The following is a 15,973-nucleotide window of genomic DNA, read 5'->3' on the forward strand; positions in this document are numbered from 1 at the left end:
TGCGCCAAGACTGCCATAATGTTGTGCCTACGTCACCTCTTCAACTGGCGAAAGACCCGCTGGCCTGACATAATCCCTGTTCAAATGAACAGGGGGCAGTGTGACGGACGATTTTGCAGCAGACGGTCAATTGGCTAAAGCGATACCGGGTTTTAAACCGCGTGAACCACAGCGGCAGATGGCCTTCGCCGTTAGCCATGCCATTGAAAAATCACAGCCGCTTGTTGTAGAAGCCGGAACCGGAACGGGTAAAACCTACGCTTATCTGGCACCTGCGTTGCGTGCGGGTAAAAAGGTCATCGTCTCTACCGGTTCGAAAGCATTGCAGGATCAGCTTTATAGCCGCGATCTCCCGACCGTCGCAAAGGCGCTGGAATTCACCGGCAAACTGGCGCTGCTGAAAGGGCGCTCCAACTATCTGTGTCTGGAACGCCTTGAACAGCAGGCGCTGGCGGGCGGCGACCTGCCGGTACAAACCTTAAGCGACGTCATTCTGCTGCGCTCCTGGTCAAATCAAACCCTTGATGGCGACATCAGTACCTGCGTCAGCGTGGCGGAAGATTCTCAGGCCTGGCCGCTGGTCACCAGCACCAACGACAATTGTCTGGGCAGCGACTGCCCGCTGTACAAAGAGTGTTTTGTCGTTAAAGCGCGTAAAAATGCGATGGAGGCAGATGTGGTTGTGGTCAACCACCATCTGTTTCTCGCTGATATGGTGGTGAAAGAGAGCGGGTTTGGCGAACTGATCCCCGAAGCTGAAGTGATGATCTTCGATGAAGCGCATCAGTTACCGGATATCGCCAGCCAGTACTTTGGCCAATCGCTCTCCAGTCGTCAGTTGTTAGACCTGGCGAAAGACATCACCATTGCCTATCGCACCGAGCTGAAAGACACTCAGCAGTTGCAGAAGTGCGCCGATCGCCTGGCGCAAAGTGCGCAGGACTTCCGCCTGCAACTTGGCGAGCCGGGCTATCGCGGCAATCTGCGCGAACTGCTGGCTGACCAGCGTGTGCAGCGCGCGTTTTTGTTGCTCGATGACACGCTGGAGCTGTGTTACGACGTGGCGAAACTGTCTCTTGGACGTTCGGCGTTGTTGGATGCTGCGTTTGAGCGTGCCACGCTTTATCGCGCCCGTTTGAAGCGCCTGAAAGAGATTAACCAGCCAGGCTTCAGCTATTGGTATGAATGCACCTCCCGCCATTTCACTCTTGCGCTAACGCCGCTCACCGTGGCGGATAAATTCAAAGAAGTGATGGAACAAAAGCCGGGCTGTTGGATTTTTACCTCCGCGACGCTGTCGGTAAACGATGACCTTCATCATTTCACTGCGCGGCTGGGCATAGATGACGCCGAGTCGATGCTGTTGCCGAGCCCTTTTGATTACACGCGTCAGGCGCTGCTCTGCGTGCCGCGTAATCTCCCGCAAACCAACCAGCCGGGAGCCGCGCGCCAGTTAGCGTCAATGCTGCGTCCCATTATTGAAGCAAACAACGGTCGCTGCTTTATGCTGTGTACCTCACACGCGATGATGCGCGATCTGGCAGAACAATTCCGCGCCACCATGACGCTGCCGGTCCTGTTGCAGGGCGAAACCAGTAAAGGGCAACTGTTACAGCAGTTTGTCAGCGCAGGTAATGCGTTACTGGTTGCTACCAGCAGCTTCTGGGAAGGGGTAGACGTGCGTGGCGATACGCTGTCGCTGGTCATTATCGATAAACTTCCGTTCACTTCGCCGGATGACCCGCTGTTAAAAGCCCGGATGGAAGACTGTCGCCTGCGCGGCGGCGATCCCTTCGACGAGGTTCAACTCCCGGATGCGGTAATCACCCTGAAACAGGGGGTAGGACGACTGATTCGTGACGCAGACGATCGCGGCGTGCTGGTCATTTGCGACAACCGCCTGGTGATGCGACCCTACGGCGCTACCTTCCTGGCGAGTCTTCCGCCTGCGCCGCGCACGCGTGACATTGCGCGTGCTGTCCGTTTTCTTGCCATACCATCGACTGAGTAATTTGTTACGGAGTGTGGTAAGATGCGCGCCAAATTTATTGATCTGATCACAAACACCCATGCGAATTCTGGCTATCGATACCGCCACAGAGGCGTGCTCTGTTGCCCTGTGGAATGACGGTACTATCAAAGCTCATTTCGAGCTTTGCCCACGAGAACATACCCAACGAATTTTACCGATGGTCCAGGAGATCCTGGCCGCTGGCGAATTAGCCTTATCCGATATCGACGCCCTGGCGTTTGGTCGCGGCCCCGGCAGTTTCACCGGCGTACGTATCGGGATTGGCATTGCTCAGGGGTTGGCGTTAGGTGCGAATTTACCGATGATCGGCGTCTCTACCCTGGCGACCATGGCGCAGGGGGCCTGGCGTAAGTCTGGCGCCACCCGCGTGCTGGCGGCGATTGATGCGCGAATGGGCGAGGTTTACTGGGCCGAATACCAGCGTGATGAAAATGGCATCTGGCGCGGTGAAGAAACCGAAGCCGTGTTAACGCCTGAACAAGTACATGAACGCTTGCTGCAACTGTCTGGCGAATGGGTCACTGTCGGAACTGGGTGGCCTGCCTGGCCTGAACTGGGTAAAGACAGCGGCCTGACGCTGAGCGATGGCGCTGTTCTGCTGCCGGCGGCTGAAGACATGCTGCCTGTCGCCACGCAATTGCTGGCTGCCGGTAAGACCGTGGCGGTTGAACATGCTGAACCGGTTTATTTACGTAACACCGTGGCGTGGAAGAAACTTCCCGGTAAAGAATGAATCTTAGTAGTACATCCCCGGTTAATTCGCGCAGTCGTCAGTGACCCGCATCGGTGAATTTTCCGGGGCAGGCGCTAAGAAGAGGGAGTCGCAATATGGCGGTGCAAAAGCAGGTAGTGAAAGGTGTGTTGGCGGGCGTATTGGCGTTAATGCTAAGCGGCTGCGTTACCATCCCGGATGCGATTAAAGGCTCAAGCCCTACGCCACAGCAGGATCTGGTGCGGGTGATGAATGCGCCGCAGCTTTATGTCGGACAGGAAGCGCGTTTCGGCGGCAAAGTGGTGGATATTCAGAACCAGCAGGGGAAATCCCGTCTGGAAATTGCCACGGTTCCTCTCGATAGCGGGGCGCGCCCCGTGCTGGGCGAAGCCTCTCGCGGACGAATTTTTGCCGATGTAAACGGCTTTCTCGACCCGGTGGATTTTCGTGGTCAACTGGTTACCGTCGTCGGTCCGATTAGCGGAACAGTGGACGGAAAAATTGGCAGTACGCCGTATAAATTCATGCTGATGCAGGTAAGCGGTTATAAACGCTGGCATATTACTCAGCAGATTGTTATGCCGCCTCAGCCGATCGACCCCTGGTTCTACGGCGCGCGTGGCTGGCCTTACGGTGGCTACGGCGGATGGGGATGGTACAATCCCGGTCCGGCACAGGTTCAGACCATAGTAACTGAGTAACTCTTTGTTTTATAAGTAAAAGAAACAGCGGCTCGTCCGCTGTTTCTGCATTAATGTGGATATAAGAAAAATAAATAGTGACGTGCTTCGCAACCTTGTCGTTGTGTAATAAACAAACTGGTACGCTGAGTTAATATTATGTTAACAGTTTGTTTATTGCCTGGGGTTGTGATGACGACAAATATGCATTTTAGAGGTGATGTATTGAAAAAGGTTTGGCTTAACCGTTATCCCGCTGGTGTTCCTGCGGAGATCAATCCTGACCGTTATCAATCCCTGGTGGAACTCTTTGAACACTCAGTAAGGCGCTATGCCGATCAGCCCGCGTTTGTAAACATGGGGGAGGTGATGACCTTCCGCAAGCTTGAAGAGCGCAGCCGGGCGTTTGCGGCCTATTTGCAACAAGGGCTCGGGCTGAAAAAGGGCGATCGCGTCGCGCTGATGATGCCGAACCTGCTGCAATATCCGGTCGCCCTGTTTGGGATTTTACGTGCTGGCATGATCGTCGTGAACGTGAACCCCCTGTACACGCCTCGCGAGCTGGAACACCAGCTCAATGACAGCGGCGCGTCGGCGATTGTCATCGTGTCTAACTTTGCTCACACGCTGGAGAAGGTGGTCGATAAAACGTCGGTGCAACACGTGATCCTGACGCGTATGGGCGATCAACTTTCTACCGCCAAAGGGACGCTGGTTAACTTTGTCGTGAAGTACATTAAGCGCCTGGTGCCAAAATATCACCTGCCGGATGCCATCTCGTTTCGCAGTGCGCTGCAAAACGGTTATCGCATGCAGTATGTGAAGCCTGAAGTGGTGTCGGAAGATTTGGCGTTTCTGCAATATACCGGTGGGACAACCGGTGTGGCGAAAGGCGCGATGCTCACGCACCGCAACATGCTGGCTAACCTTGAGCAGGTTAACGCCACCTACGGACCGTTGCTGCATCCGGGTAAAGAGCTGGTGGTAACGGCCTTACCGCTGTATCACATTTTCGCGCTGACAATGAACTGCCTGCTGTTTATTGAGCTGGGCGGTCAAAACCTGCTGATTACGAATCCGCGCGATATTCCGGGACTGGTCAAAGAGCTGGCGAAATACCCCTTCACCGCGATGACTGGCGTCAACACGCTGTTTAACGCGCTGCTGAATAACAAAGAGTTCCAGCAACTGGATTTCTCCTCACTGCATCTTTCTGCAGGCGGCGGCATGCCGGTTCAACAGGCGGTGGCTGAGCGTTGGGTGAAGCTGACGGGTCAGTATCTGCTGGAAGGCTATGGCCTGACGGAGTGCGCTCCGCTGGTAAGCGTCAACCCTCACGATATCGACTACCACAGCGGCAGTATCGGTTTACCGGTTCCTTCCACCGAGGTCAAGCTGGTGGATGACGACGATAACGAAGTGCCGCCGGGAGAGCCGGGCGAACTGTGCGTGAAAGGTCCGCAGGTGATGCTGGGTTACTGGCAGCGACCGGATGCGACTGATGAAATCGTCAAAGACGGCTGGTTGCACACTGGCGATATTGCGGTGATGGATGATGAAGGCTTCCTGCGGATTGTCGATCGTAAGAAAGATATGATCCTGGTGTCCGGCTTTAACGTTTATCCGAATGAAATTGAAGACGTGGTGATGCAACATTCTGGCGTACAGGAAGTCGCTGCGGTTGGCGTTCCATCGGGCAGCAGCGGTGAGGCGGTGAAAATCTTCGTGGTGAAGAAAGATGCCTCGTTAACCGAAGAGGCGCTGGTCACTTTTTGTCGTCGCCATCTGACGGGCTATAAAGTACCGAAGCTGGTGGAGTTTCGTGATGAGTTGCCAAAATCTAACGTTGGAAAGATTTTGCGACGAGAATTACGTGACGAAGCACGTGCCAAAGTGGACAATAAAGGCTGAGCGTTAAGTCAGCCAGCAGAAAACGCCGGGTAATCCGGCGTTTTTTTTGGCGTAAACCTAAGAGAGCACGATTTGAATTATCAAATGATCACTACGGACGACGCGTTGGCCACGCTGTGCGAAGCCGTCCGTGAATTTCCGGCGATAGCCCTGGATACCGAATTTGTTCGCACGCGTACCTATTATCCGCAGTTGGGGTTGATCCAGCTGTTTGATGGCAAACACGTTGCTCTGATTGACCCGCAGGGGATCACTGACTGGTCGCCACTACGCGATATTTTACGTGATACGGCGATAACCAAGTTTCTGCATGCCGGTAGTGAAGATCTGGAGGTGTTTCTCAATGCCTTTGGTGAACTCCCGCAGCCGTTGATTGACACACAAATTCTCGCCGCTTTTTGCGGTCGTCCGCTGTCGTGGGGGTTTGCCGCGATGGTGGAAGAGTTTACCGGCATAGCCCTGGACAAAAGCGAATCCCGTACCGACTGGCTGGCCAGGCCGCTGACCGAGCGTCAGTGTGAATACGCGGCGGCTGACGTCTGGTATTTGTTACCGATCACCACAACGCTGATGGCTGAAACCGAAGCCAGCGGCTGGCTGCCCGCCGCGCTGGACGAATGTCGCTTAATGCAGCAGCGTCGCCAGGAGATTCTGGCCCCCGAGGATGCCTGGCGTGAGATCACCAATGCCTGGCAACTGCGCACCCGTCAGTTGGCCTGTCTGCAACTGCTTGCCGACTGGCGACTGCGTAAAGCGCGCGAGCGCGATCTGGCGGTAAACTTCGTGGTGCGTGAAGAACACTTATGGGCGGTGGCGCGTTATATGCCGGGTAGTCTGGGCGAACTGGACAGCCTGGGGCTTTCCGGCAGCGAAATTCGCTTCCACGGCAAGACGCTGATTTCCCTTGTCGAGAAAGCGCAGGCTTTACCGGAGGCGTCGCTGCCGCAACCGCTACTGAATTTGATGGATATGCCAGGCTACCGCAAGGCGTTCAAAGCCATTAAGGCGCTGGTTGCCGAAGTCAGTGCGGAGCAAAATCTCAGCGTCGAGCTGCTGGCTTCACGTCGCCAGATCAACCAGTTGCTCAACTGGCACTGGAAATTAAAGCCGCAGCAATCCCTGCCTGAGCTGATTTCCGGCTGGCGTGGCGAACTGATGGCTGAGCGTCTCAACGCGCTGTTGTTGGAGTATCCGCAGTAAGCAAGCTAAAACGGGAGCCGGGTGCTCCCGTTTTTAATGACACAAAGGTTAACCGCGCAGTGCCCGACTAATGGCCTCACCAACCTGCTGTGTGGTGGCGTTACCTTTCATATCTGGTGTTTTCGGGCCGCTGGCAATAACTTGCTCAATTGCCGCCAGAATGCCGTCGTGGGCGGCCTTATAGTTGGCATCACCGTGACCAAGGAAGTCGAGCATCATCGCGCCAGCCCAGATTGTCGCGATTGGGTTGGCGATATTTTTACCGTAGATATCAGGGGCTGAACCGTGTACCGGCTCGAACAGGGACGGGAAGGTGCGTTCCGGGTTTAAGTTGGCAGATGGCGCAATGCCAATTGTACCGGTACAGGCCGGACCGAGATCGGAGAGAATATCGCCAAACAGATTGGAAGCGACCACGACGTCAAAACGTTCCGGCTGCATCACAAAGCGGGCGCAGAGAATATCAATATGCTGTTTATCCCAGCGGATCCCGGGATAGTTGGCCGCCATCGCTTCGACGCGCTCATCCCAGTAAGGCATGCTGATGGCAAGACCGTTTGATTTAGTCGCTGAGGTTAGCGTTTTGCGCGGGCGGCTTTGCGCCAGTTCAAAGGCGTAACGCAATATACGGTCGACACCACGACGGGTGAAAACAGACTCCTGGATCACCATCTCGTGTTCGGTACCTTCGCTCACACGTCCGCCGAGGGAAGAGTACTCCCCCTCGGTGTTCTCACGCACGACGTAGAAATCAATGTCACCCGGCTGTTTGCCCGCCAGCGGACATGGGACGCCGGGAAACAGCCGCACCGGGCGCAGGTTAACGTACTGATCGAATTCGCGGCGAAACTTAAGCAGCGAACCCCATAGTGAAATGTGGTCCGGGACGGTGTCCGGCCAGCCCACGGCACCAAAATAGATAGCATCGAAGGATTGCAGCTGTTCACGCCAGTCATCCGGCATCATCTTGCCGTGATGGGCGTAGTATTCGCAACTGGCCCACTCTATTTGTTCAAAGCTAAGCGACAGGCCCCAGCGTTCGGCGGCTGCCTGTAACACATGAATGCCTTCAGGCAGGACTTCTTTACCAATGCCATCTCCGGGGATAGCGGCAATACGATAGGTTTTCTTCATAGCAGCTCTCACTTGTACGCCATCAAAATTGACTTTCCCCTCATCCTATAATTGACTGGACGATAGTTAATCCCCCTAACTGGTGAAACATAAAACACAGATCATGAATAATCTGCCGCTGTTAAATGATTTGCGCGTCTTTATGCTGGTTGCGCGCCGCGCGGGTTTTGCCGCCGTTGCCGAAGAGTTGGGTGTATCACCGGCTTATATCAGTAAGCGTGTAGCCCTCCTGGAGCAGACGCTGAACGTGGTGCTATTACACCGGACAACACGGCGGGTGACCATCACGGAAGAGGGGGAGCGGATATACGAATGGGCGCAGCGGATCCTGCATGATGTCGATCAGATGATGGACGAGCTGTCCGATGTCAGGCAGATCCCGCAAGGGATGTTACGTATTATCAGCAGTTTTGGTTTTGGCCGCCGGGTGGTGGCTCCTGCGTTGTCTGCGCTGGCGAAAGAGTACCCACAGCTGGAGCTGAGATTCGATGTTGAAGACCGTCTGGTGGACCTGGTGAATGAGGGCGTCGATCTCGATATTCGTATCGGGGATGATATCGCACCTAATCTGATTGCCCGTAAACTGGCGACTAACTATCGTATTCTTTGCGCCTCGCCGGAGTTTGTGGCGCAGCATGGAATGCCGAAGCAACTGAACGATCTCTCTACTTTTCCCTGTCTGGTCATTAAAGAGCGTGACCATCCGTTTGGTATCTGGCAAATGCGCAATAAAGAGGGGACTCACTCAATTAAAGTGACCGGGCCTCTGTCATCTAATCATGGCGAAGTGGTGCATCAATGGTGTCTTGACGGCCAGGGAATTGCTCTGCGTTCGTGGTGGGATGTCTGTGGCAACATTGCCAGCGGACATCTGATACACATATTGCCTGAGTATTATCAACCAGCAAATATTTGGGCGGTTTATGTTTCACGCCTGGCGACGTCGGCAAAAATCCGTATTACCGTTGAGTATTTGCGCCGCTATTTTGCCGAAAACTACCCGAAGTTTACGTTGGAATAAATGTGTTGCAGATTGGCAAAGGAAGAAAATTAAAAAAGGCAGAATAATCTGCCTTTTTTGCAACCATGACGCATTTACACAAAAGGTTATTTAGACTCTTCTGCTTCAGGTAATGTTACGTTCAGCTCGAGGATCGAAATATCGCCGTCTTTTTGTTCAAGCTGTACGGTGACCATTTCTGGATCAATTTGTACATACTTGCAGATAACGTCGAGAATATCCTTCCTTAACTGCGGTAAATAATGTGGCTCGGCGTCACTACGACGACGTTCCGCAACAATAATCTGCAGTCGCTCTTTAGCGATGTTCGCTGTGCTCTTTTTCCGCGAGAGAAAAAAATCCAGTAATGCCATAACTTATCCTCCGAACAGGCGTTTGAGGAAACCTTTCTTCTCTTCTTCAATGAAGCGGAAAGGACGTTCTTCTCCCAACAGACGGTCTACGGTATCAGCATAGGCTTTACCGGCATCAGCATTGATGTCGAGAATAACCGGCTCACCCTGGTTAGACGCGCGCAGGACTGACTGATCTTCAGGAATCACGCCAACCAGCTTGATTCGCAGAATTTCCAGTACGTCTTCCATGCTCAGCATGTCACCTTTATTTACGCGGCCAGGGTTGTAGCGCGTAAGCAACAGATGCTCTTTAATCGGCTCTTCACCGTTTTCTGCGCGGCGGGATTTCGACGCCAGAATACCCAGAATACGGTCTGAGTCGCGTACAGAAGAGACTTCCGGGTTTGTGGTGATAATGGCTTCATCAGCAAAATACAGGGCCATCAGCGCGCCGGTTTCGATACCCGCCGGGGAATCGCAGACGATGAAGTCAAAGTCCATCGCTTTCAGATCGTCCAGAACTTTTGCGACGCCTTCACGCGTCAGCGCGTCTTTATCGCGGGTCTGTGAAGCCGGAAGAATAAAGAGATTCTCGGTACGCTTATCTTTGATTAACGCCTGATTTAACGACGCATCGCCCTGAATAACGTTGACGAAGTCGTAAACGACGCGGCGTTCACAACCCATAATCAGATCAAGATTACGCAGGCCGATATCAAAATCAATAACGACAGTTTTCTTTCCCTTCTGGGCCAAACCTGTAGCGATGGCCGCGCTGGAGGTGGTTTTGCCAACGCCCCCTTTACCCGAAGTAACAACAATAATGCGTGCCATAGAAATTCCTTGTTAAAAAGGGATCAATTCAACGGTTGAACTGTCAAAGCGTTCTCTGCTAATTGCAGACGTGCCGCTTTGCCATAAAATTCTGCTGGGATTTTATCACTCAGCCAATAAACACCTGCGATAGACACCAGTTCCGCCGTCAGGTGGGTACAAAAAATTTGCGCTTCCCGGTCACCGCTTGCGCCTGCCAGCGCTCGACCTCTCATCATCCCATAAACATGAATATTGCCATCAGCGATAAGCTCTGCGCCCGCACTGACGTGGCTTGTAACAATCAGATCACATTGTGGAGCATAAATGCGCTGACCGGAACGAACCGGTACATTTATTAATCGTGTTTTTGTGATGGGAGTAACGTTTTGCGGCGGCGGGACGGGAACTGAAGCCTCAACAGGCGCGGGACGAAGCGCTTTTTCTTTACCTTCAGTCAGTAAAGGAAGTCCCATTTCATCAATTTCAGCCTTTAATCGGGCGTCTTTGCATCCGCTAACGCCGATAATGCGCAAGCCGGTAGACGCGACAACTTCCTGCAGCGCCGACCAGTTTACCGGGCTTTCAAGACCACTCACGTTAACCACCACGGGCGCATGTTTTAAAAATGCAGGGGCCTGCGCGATTTTGTCTTCCAACGCCTGACGAATAACCTCGGGTTCTGCTTCATGTAAATGAACCACTGATAAGGTGAAGCTACTGCCTTTAAGCTCGATTGGCGTGTTTGACATCCTGGCCTTACTCAATTTGCTATTTATCATCCCCAGCGCGGGGTGATATTCCGAAGACTATAAGGCATGTTATAGTCAGTATTATATTGAGGCAAGCCACCATTCCGTGAATTCAGAGTAAAAGATATGTTTTGTGTGATCTACCGAAGCAGCAAACGTGACCAGACTTATTTATATGTCGAAAAAAAAGACGATTTCTCGCGAGTTCCTGAAGAACTGATGAAAGGATTTGGTCAGCCAACGCTGGCAATGATGTTACCGCTTGATGGTCGAAAAAAACTGGTTAATGCCGATCTTGAAAAAGTAAAACAGGCGCTAATCGAGCAGGGCTATTATTTACAAATACCGCCACCGCCAGAAGATTTGCTGAAACAGCATCTGGCAGCGGCCAAACAAAATACATCAGACGCTAAACGTTAAACTGCATCCGGCAGCAGCACGTTCCATCGATGCAGTACCTGAAATCTATGACTACGTTAGGGGAAAGTAATGTATCAACATCACAACTGGCATGGTGCTCTGCTGGATTATCCGGTGAGTAAGGTGGTTTGCGTAGGCAGTAACTATGCCAACCATATAAAAGAGATGGGGGGAACCACCCCGGAAGAGCCGGTACTGTTTATCAAACCGGAAACTGCGCTGTGTGATCTGCGCCAGCCGCTGGCGATCCCATCCGATATGGGGTCGGTTCACCATGAGGTTGAGCTGGCGGTACTGATTGGCGCAACCTTACGCCAGGCGACAGAAGAACATGTGCGTAAAGCCATCGCTGGCTATGGCGTAGCGCTGGATCTAACCCTGCGCGATATTCAGGGCAAAATGAAGAAAGCCGGTCAGCCGTGGGAAAAAGCCAAGGGCTTTGATAACTCATGCCCGCTGTCAGGATTTATCCCGGTGGCGGAATTTGATGGTGATCCGCAGGATACAATGCTCGGCTTGACGGTAAACGGCGAAACGCGTCAGCACGGCTCGACGGCAGATATGATCCATCCCATTGTTCCTTTGATTGCCTATATGAGCCGTTTCTTTACGCTCAAAGCGGGCGATGTTGTGCTGACGGGTACGCCAGCAGGGGTTGGACCGTTAAGTAGTGGTGATGAACTGGCTATCAGTTTCCATGGACAAACACTGACCACCCGCGTGCTGTAGTCTCTGCTTGCCGCCTTTTCGGGCGGCAAAACTTGCATCAGCGTGCCAGACTGGTTATAAGGTGCAGCTTTATTACAATAGCGGATACCCTGATGAGCGACATACCTTTCTGGCAAAGTAAAACCCTTGATGAAATGACCGATGCCGAGTGGGAGTCATTATGTGATGGGTGTGGTCAATGCTGCCTGCATAAGCTGATGGATGAAGACACTGACGAAATCTATTTTACCAACGTCGCCTGTAAGCAGCTCAATATTAAAACCTGCCAGTGCCGTAACTACGAACGTCGATTCGAATACGAGCCGGACTGCATCAAACTCACGCGTGATAATCTGCCTACCTTTGAATGGTTGCCGATGACCTGCGCCTATCGTCTGCTGGCGGAAGGAAAAGGGTTGCCAGAATGGCATCCGTTGCTGACCGGGTCGAAAGCGGCAATGCATGGCGAACGTATTTCGGTACGTCATATTGCGGTAAAAGAATCAGAAGTGCGCGACTGGCAGGATCATATCCTGAACAAACCTTCATGGGCGGACTGAGCCGCCCATCGATTAGCAGGCGTTAAGGGTTAAGATTTTTTCGCCTGATACATCTCATCTCCATGGTTGTCATCTTCAACCCAGAAATTGATGTTGAATTGCGCATCGTCACTTAATTCAACGCGATGCCAGTATTGTGGTGGGCTGGTTGCGAACTGGCCGGCATTAATCACTACTTTCACTTCGGGTTCTTTTGCGTCTTCATTGGCAAAGCCATAATACGTTACTGTGCCTTCCATCACGCAGAGCTGTCCAAACACCCCCGCAGCGGTGTTGTGGTGGGAGAGCAGTGCCGCAGGAACATTGTCTTTCGTAAAGAAGGGAGTAGAGCGTTTAACTTTCCAGTTTGCCGGGATGCGTAAATGGGACATAAGACATCTCCTTCGTGTGGCATCTATAAGATGCATTTAATATACATCTTATAGATGCCAGCAGGCAATGAATTTAAGCCAAAAAAAACGCTCCCGAAGGAGCGTCTCTGTTAGCGACCGAAAAGGTCACGTTTTTTCGGTTTAAACGGTTGTGCTATGACGACCAGTATTGCCACAACAAGATATGCGGCGAAGATCCCGAGCAGCCACTGCGGCATTTCGAGGGTTAAAAACGACCACTGACGCTCAGCGCAGTCGCCTGATGCCACAAACACCTGCGGCAGCCATTTATCCAGCGGTAACCAGCTCGGAAAGCGCGCGGCAAAATCACAGGTCATAAATGGTGACGGGTGAAGCTGAATCATGGTGTGCTCATACGCTAACTGAAGACCGCGCCAGGCGCTGTAAATCCAGATAACCATTGCCACATAGCGCAGCGGTGTTTTTGGCGCGATAGCCCCCACCAGTCCTGCACCCATCACGCCAAATAATGCGCTACGTTCATAAATACACAACACGCAAGGTTTTAGCAGCATGACGTGCTGGAACCACAACGCGACAAGTTCCAGCGCAAAGGCGGTAAACGCCAACAATAACCACGCTCCACGACCACGGGAACACTGGTTTAAAAATCGCAACATAATAATTTCCCTGCAACATGCGTAGAGACCGCAGTTTAAACCAATTCACTTTATGCGCCACTAGCGGGAATTGAAAATTTGCGTAATCGGATAATTATCATGCAAAAAGTCAAACCGGGCAGTGATTTGCCCGGCTAATTGTTATGAAAGTGTAGCTAACCAGCCCGACTGGGTCATCCATTCGGTCATTGGAACAAGTGTGAACTCCACGCAAAGCAACCCGACGAGCGTCAGGACAAGGGTATAAGGCAGAGCCATCCATACCATGCGACCATAAGAGAGGCGAATCAATGGTGCCAGGGCGGAAGTCAGCAGAAACAGGAACGCCGCCTGCCCGTTTGGTGTGGCCACGGAAGGCAAGTTGGTCCCGGTGTTAATCGCCACCGCTAACAGTTCATACTGATTAAGGCTGATAGTCCCCTGTTCCAGGGCCGCTTTGGCTTCGTTGATGTAGATAGTGCCGACAAAGACGTTATCAGAAATAGACGACAGCAGACCGTTAAACAGATAGAACAGCGTTAATTGCGCGTGTTCAGAGGCTTGTAAAACGAACTGAATAATCGGCGAAAAGAGCTGCTGATCGATGATCACCGCAACAACAGAGAAGAACACGGTCAGCAGGGCGGTGAAGGGCAGCGACTCGGTAAAGGCTTTGCCTATAGCATGTTCGTCGGTAACGCCGGTTAACGACGTTGCCAGAATAATCACTGACAGACCAATTAATCCCACTTCCGCCAGATGCAGTGCCAGGGCGACCACCAGCCAGACGCCGATAATCGCCTGGATAATCAGTTTGATCTTGTCCTGGCGGGTTCGCTGCTGACGGCTCTGATCGTCAAATTTTTGCAGGACATCGCGGACGGTCTCCGGCAGCGTTTCGCCATAGCCGAACCAACGTAATTTCTCGACCAGCACGCAGGTTAGCAGACCGCAAATCAGCACCGGAACGGTGACTGGTGACATGCGCAGGAAGAAGTCGCCAAAGTGCCAGCCAGCAGCTTTGGCGATAATCAGGTTTTGCGGTTCACCAACCATGGTCATTACGCCGCCTAACGCCGTACCGACGCCTGCGTGCATCATCAGGCTACGCAGAAAACCACGGAACTGCTCCAGAACGACCTTGTTGTGCTGATCAATATGGCTGTCATCGAGCATATTGTTATCTTCCCCACGGGAAGAGGCCACGCGATGGTAGATGCCATAAAAACCGACCGCTACGCTTATTACCACGGCAACGACGGTCAACGCGTCAAGAAACGCGGACAGGAAGGCGGCAGCAATGCAAAAGGAGAGCGACAGCAGTGACTTGGAACGAATGCTGAGCAGAAGACGGGTGAAAATAAACAACAGCAGTTGCTTCATAAAGTAGATGCCTGCCACCATAAACATCAGCAGCAGTAACACCTCAAGGTTGGCGGCAACTTCTTCACGCACATGCGCGGCGCTGGTCATGCCAATGATGACAGCTTCAATTGCCAACAGCCCGCCCGGCAGCAGTGGATAACATTTTAGCGCCATTGCCAGCGTAAAAATGAACTCGGCCACCAACAACCAGCCTGCAATAAAGGGATTGATGAAAAAAATAATCGGGTTAGCGACTAAGAAGATGAGCAGTGCAAGTTTATACCAGTCTGGCGACTGACCTAAAAAATTCCGCCACATCGCGCGGCTCCATGATAGCTCCATGGTGATTTCCCTACCTTTAAAAATGAAATGATGTTTTTATGTTTGACCGCAAAGCTTAGCGGGAGGAGGGGGCGCAGGCAAGCTCTTCACGTGAATGGCAAGGGGGGAGTGAGTATAAGCGTTATCTGGAAAATGAAGCCTTGATCCACTTTTTCTTCATTTCGTCAGCTATCAGCTATGAAACCCGTCTGGTATGATAACTGTAACTATGTTTTGCTGTGTAATGGAATTATTACTATGGTCATTAAGGCGCAAAGCCCGGCGGGGTTCGCGGAAGAGTACATCATTGAGAGTATCTGGAATAACCGCTTCCCACCTGGCACTATTTTGCCCGCTGAACGTGAACTCTCTGAACTGATCGGAGTGACACGTACTACGTTGCGCGAAGTATTACAGCGTCTGGCGCGGGACGGCTGGTTGACCATTCAACACGGCAAACCGACGAAGGTGAATAACTTCTGGGAAACCTCCGGGTTGAATATTCTTGAAACGCTGGCGCGCCTCGATCACGAGAGCGTACCGCAGTTGATCGATAATCTGCTGTCTGTGCGCACCAACATTTCAACCATCTTTATCCGTACCGCGTTTCGCCAGCATCCTGACAAAGCGCAGGAGGTGTTGGCGACGGCAAATCAGGTAGCTGACCACGCTGATGCGTTCGCCGATCTGGACTACAACATTTTTCGCGGTCTGGCATTTGCGTCCGGTAACCCCATATACGGTCTGATCCTCAACGGAATGAAAGGGTTATATACCCGTATTGGTCGTCATTATTTTGCTAATCCAGAAGCGCGTGGTCTGGCGCTGAGCTTCTATCGTAAGCTGTCAGAACTGTGCGAGCAGGGCGCTCATGAGCAGGTTTATGAAACGGTGCGCCGCTATGGTCACGACAGCGGCGAGATTTGGCATCGTATGCAGAAAAACCTGCCGGGCGATTTAGCTATTCAGGGACGCTAATTACGCAATGCCGGATAGCGACGCTAACGCGTGTTATCCG

Annotated in this window: 17 protein-coding genes; 10 read left to right on the forward strand and 7 right to left on the reverse strand. The window is 52.4% G+C overall.

The genetic code is table 11. The features are described 5' to 3' along the window. Nucleotides 1-100: 100 nt before the first annotated feature. The 5 genes from yoaA (at nucleotide 101) to rnd (ending at nucleotide 6,535) form a co-directional block, all read left to right on the forward strand. Nucleotides 101-2,011: a DNA repair helicase YoaA gene (gene yoaA / locus AC534G_RS11115; RefSeq protein WP_110497867.1), complete on the forward strand. Its 1,911-nt coding sequence runs from the start codon at nucleotides 101-103 to the stop codon at nucleotides 2,009-2,011. Between the two features lie 58 nt (nucleotides 2,012-2,069). Beyond that, on the forward strand, nucleotides 2,070-2,765 hold the full coding sequence (gene tsaB, locus AC534G_RS11120; RefSeq protein WP_038641261.1) for a tRNA (adenosine(37)-N6)-threonylcarbamoyltransferase complex dimerization subunit type 1 TsaB: 696 nt from the start codon (nucleotides 2,070-2,072) through the stop codon (nucleotides 2,763-2,765). 95 nt (nucleotides 2,766-2,860) lie between these two features. Further along, nucleotides 2,861-3,445, forward strand: coding sequence for a Slp family lipoprotein (locus tag AC534G_RS11125; RefSeq protein WP_110497869.1), 585 nt, complete (start codon nucleotides 2,861-2,863; stop codon nucleotides 3,443-3,445). A 204-nt stretch (nucleotides 3,446-3,649) separates the two neighbouring features. Continuing rightward, nucleotides 3,650-5,335: a long-chain-fatty-acid--CoA ligase FadD gene (gene fadD / locus AC534G_RS11130; protein ID WP_123261005.1), complete on the forward strand. Its 1,686-nt coding sequence runs from the start codon at nucleotides 3,650-3,652 to the stop codon at nucleotides 5,333-5,335. A gap of 84 nt (nucleotides 5,336-5,419) precedes the next feature. Further along, complete coding sequence (rnd, locus tag AC534G_RS11135) at nucleotides 5,420-6,535, forward strand: ribonuclease D (protein ID WP_038641255.1); 1,116 nt, start codon at nucleotides 5,420-5,422, stop codon at nucleotides 6,533-6,535. Between the two features lie 48 nt (nucleotides 6,536-6,583). Here rnd and AC534G_RS11140 read toward each other — a convergent pair whose 3' ends face one another. After that, nucleotides 6,584-7,669 (reverse strand): tartrate dehydrogenase, encoded by a 1,086-nt coding sequence (locus tag AC534G_RS11140; protein WP_110497871.1) that lies wholly within the window; start codon nucleotides 7,667-7,669, stop codon nucleotides 6,584-6,586. A 103-nt stretch (nucleotides 7,670-7,772) separates the two neighbouring features. On the opposite strand from AC534G_RS11140, the gene AC534G_RS11145 reads away from it, so the two are divergent. Next, nucleotides 7,773-8,690, forward strand: a complete 918-nt coding sequence (locus AC534G_RS11145) for a LysR family transcriptional regulator (protein WP_038641248.1) — start codon at nucleotides 7,773-7,775, stop codon at nucleotides 8,688-8,690. A gap of 86 nt (nucleotides 8,691-8,776) precedes the next feature. Here the strand turns inward: AC534G_RS11145 and minE are convergent, their stop codons facing one another. From minE to minC, 3 genes are read right to left on the reverse strand one after another with little or no spacing between them, the layout of a single operon-like run. Continuing rightward, on the reverse strand, nucleotides 8,777-9,043 hold the full coding sequence (minE, locus tag AC534G_RS11150) for a cell division topological specificity factor MinE (RefSeq protein ID WP_003833739.1): 267 nt from the start codon (nucleotides 9,041-9,043) through the stop codon (nucleotides 8,777-8,779). Between the two features lie 3 nt (nucleotides 9,044-9,046). After that, nucleotides 9,047-9,859, reverse strand: a complete 813-nt coding sequence (minD, locus tag AC534G_RS11155) for a septum site-determining protein MinD (RefSeq protein ID WP_038641246.1) — start codon at nucleotides 9,857-9,859, stop codon at nucleotides 9,047-9,049. 23 nt (nucleotides 9,860-9,882) lie between these two features. Continuing rightward, nucleotides 9,883-10,590 carry a septum site-determining protein MinC gene (gene minC / locus AC534G_RS11160; protein ID WP_069324689.1) on the reverse strand — a complete coding sequence of 236 codons (708 nt, stop codon included), beginning with the start codon at nucleotides 10,588-10,590 and terminating at the stop codon, nucleotides 9,883-9,885. A 126-nt stretch (nucleotides 10,591-10,716) separates the two neighbouring features. On the opposite strand from minC, the gene AC534G_RS11165 reads away from it, so the two are divergent. From AC534G_RS11165 to ycgN, 3 genes are all read left to right on the forward strand, one after another. Beyond that, nucleotides 10,717-11,010 carry a YcgL domain-containing protein gene (locus AC534G_RS11165; protein ID WP_038641242.1) on the forward strand — a complete coding sequence of 98 codons (294 nt, stop codon included), beginning with the start codon at nucleotides 10,717-10,719 and terminating at the stop codon, nucleotides 11,008-11,010. Nucleotides 11,011-11,079: 69 nt separating this feature from the next. Continuing rightward, nucleotides 11,080-11,739, forward strand: coding sequence for a fumarylacetoacetate hydrolase family protein (locus tag AC534G_RS11170; protein WP_038641240.1), 660 nt, complete (start codon nucleotides 11,080-11,082; stop codon nucleotides 11,737-11,739). Nucleotides 11,740-11,831: 92 nt separating this feature from the next. After that, a complete protein-coding gene (ycgN, locus tag AC534G_RS11175; RefSeq protein ID WP_003020944.1) occupies nucleotides 11,832-12,278 on the forward strand; it encodes a cysteine cluster protein YcgN in 447 nt (148 codons plus the stop codon). Nucleotides 12,279-12,307: 29 nt separating this feature from the next. On the opposite strand, the gene AC534G_RS11180 is transcribed toward ycgN, so the two are convergent. From AC534G_RS11180 to nhaB, 3 genes are all read right to left on the reverse strand, one after another. Further along, on the reverse strand, nucleotides 12,308-12,649 hold the full coding sequence (locus tag AC534G_RS11180; protein ID WP_003020940.1) for a TehB family protein: 342 nt from the start codon (nucleotides 12,647-12,649) through the stop codon (nucleotides 12,308-12,310). A gap of 110 nt (nucleotides 12,650-12,759) precedes the next feature. Next, nucleotides 12,760-13,290, reverse strand: a complete 531-nt coding sequence (dsbB, locus tag AC534G_RS11185; protein WP_042307884.1) for a disulfide bond formation protein DsbB — start codon at nucleotides 13,288-13,290, stop codon at nucleotides 12,760-12,762. Between the two features lie 141 nt (nucleotides 13,291-13,431). Beyond that, the gene (gene nhaB / locus AC534G_RS11190; RefSeq protein ID WP_038641231.1) at nucleotides 13,432-14,976 is read right to left on the reverse strand and encodes a Na(+)/H(+) antiporter NhaB; all 1,545 of its coding nucleotides are present in this window, start codon (nucleotides 14,974-14,976) and stop codon (nucleotides 13,432-13,434) included. Nucleotides 14,977-15,213: 237 nt separating this feature from the next. Here nhaB and fadR point away from each other — a divergent pair, with 237 nt between their 5' ends. Then, the gene (gene fadR / locus AC534G_RS11195; protein ID WP_038641229.1) at nucleotides 15,214-15,933 is read left to right on the forward strand and encodes a fatty acid metabolism transcriptional regulator FadR; all 720 of its coding nucleotides are present in this window, start codon (nucleotides 15,214-15,216) and stop codon (nucleotides 15,931-15,933) included. The last annotated feature ends 40 nt before the right edge of the window (nucleotides 15,934-15,973 follow it).

The organism is Citrobacter sp. CRE-46 (assembly GCF_059615875.1).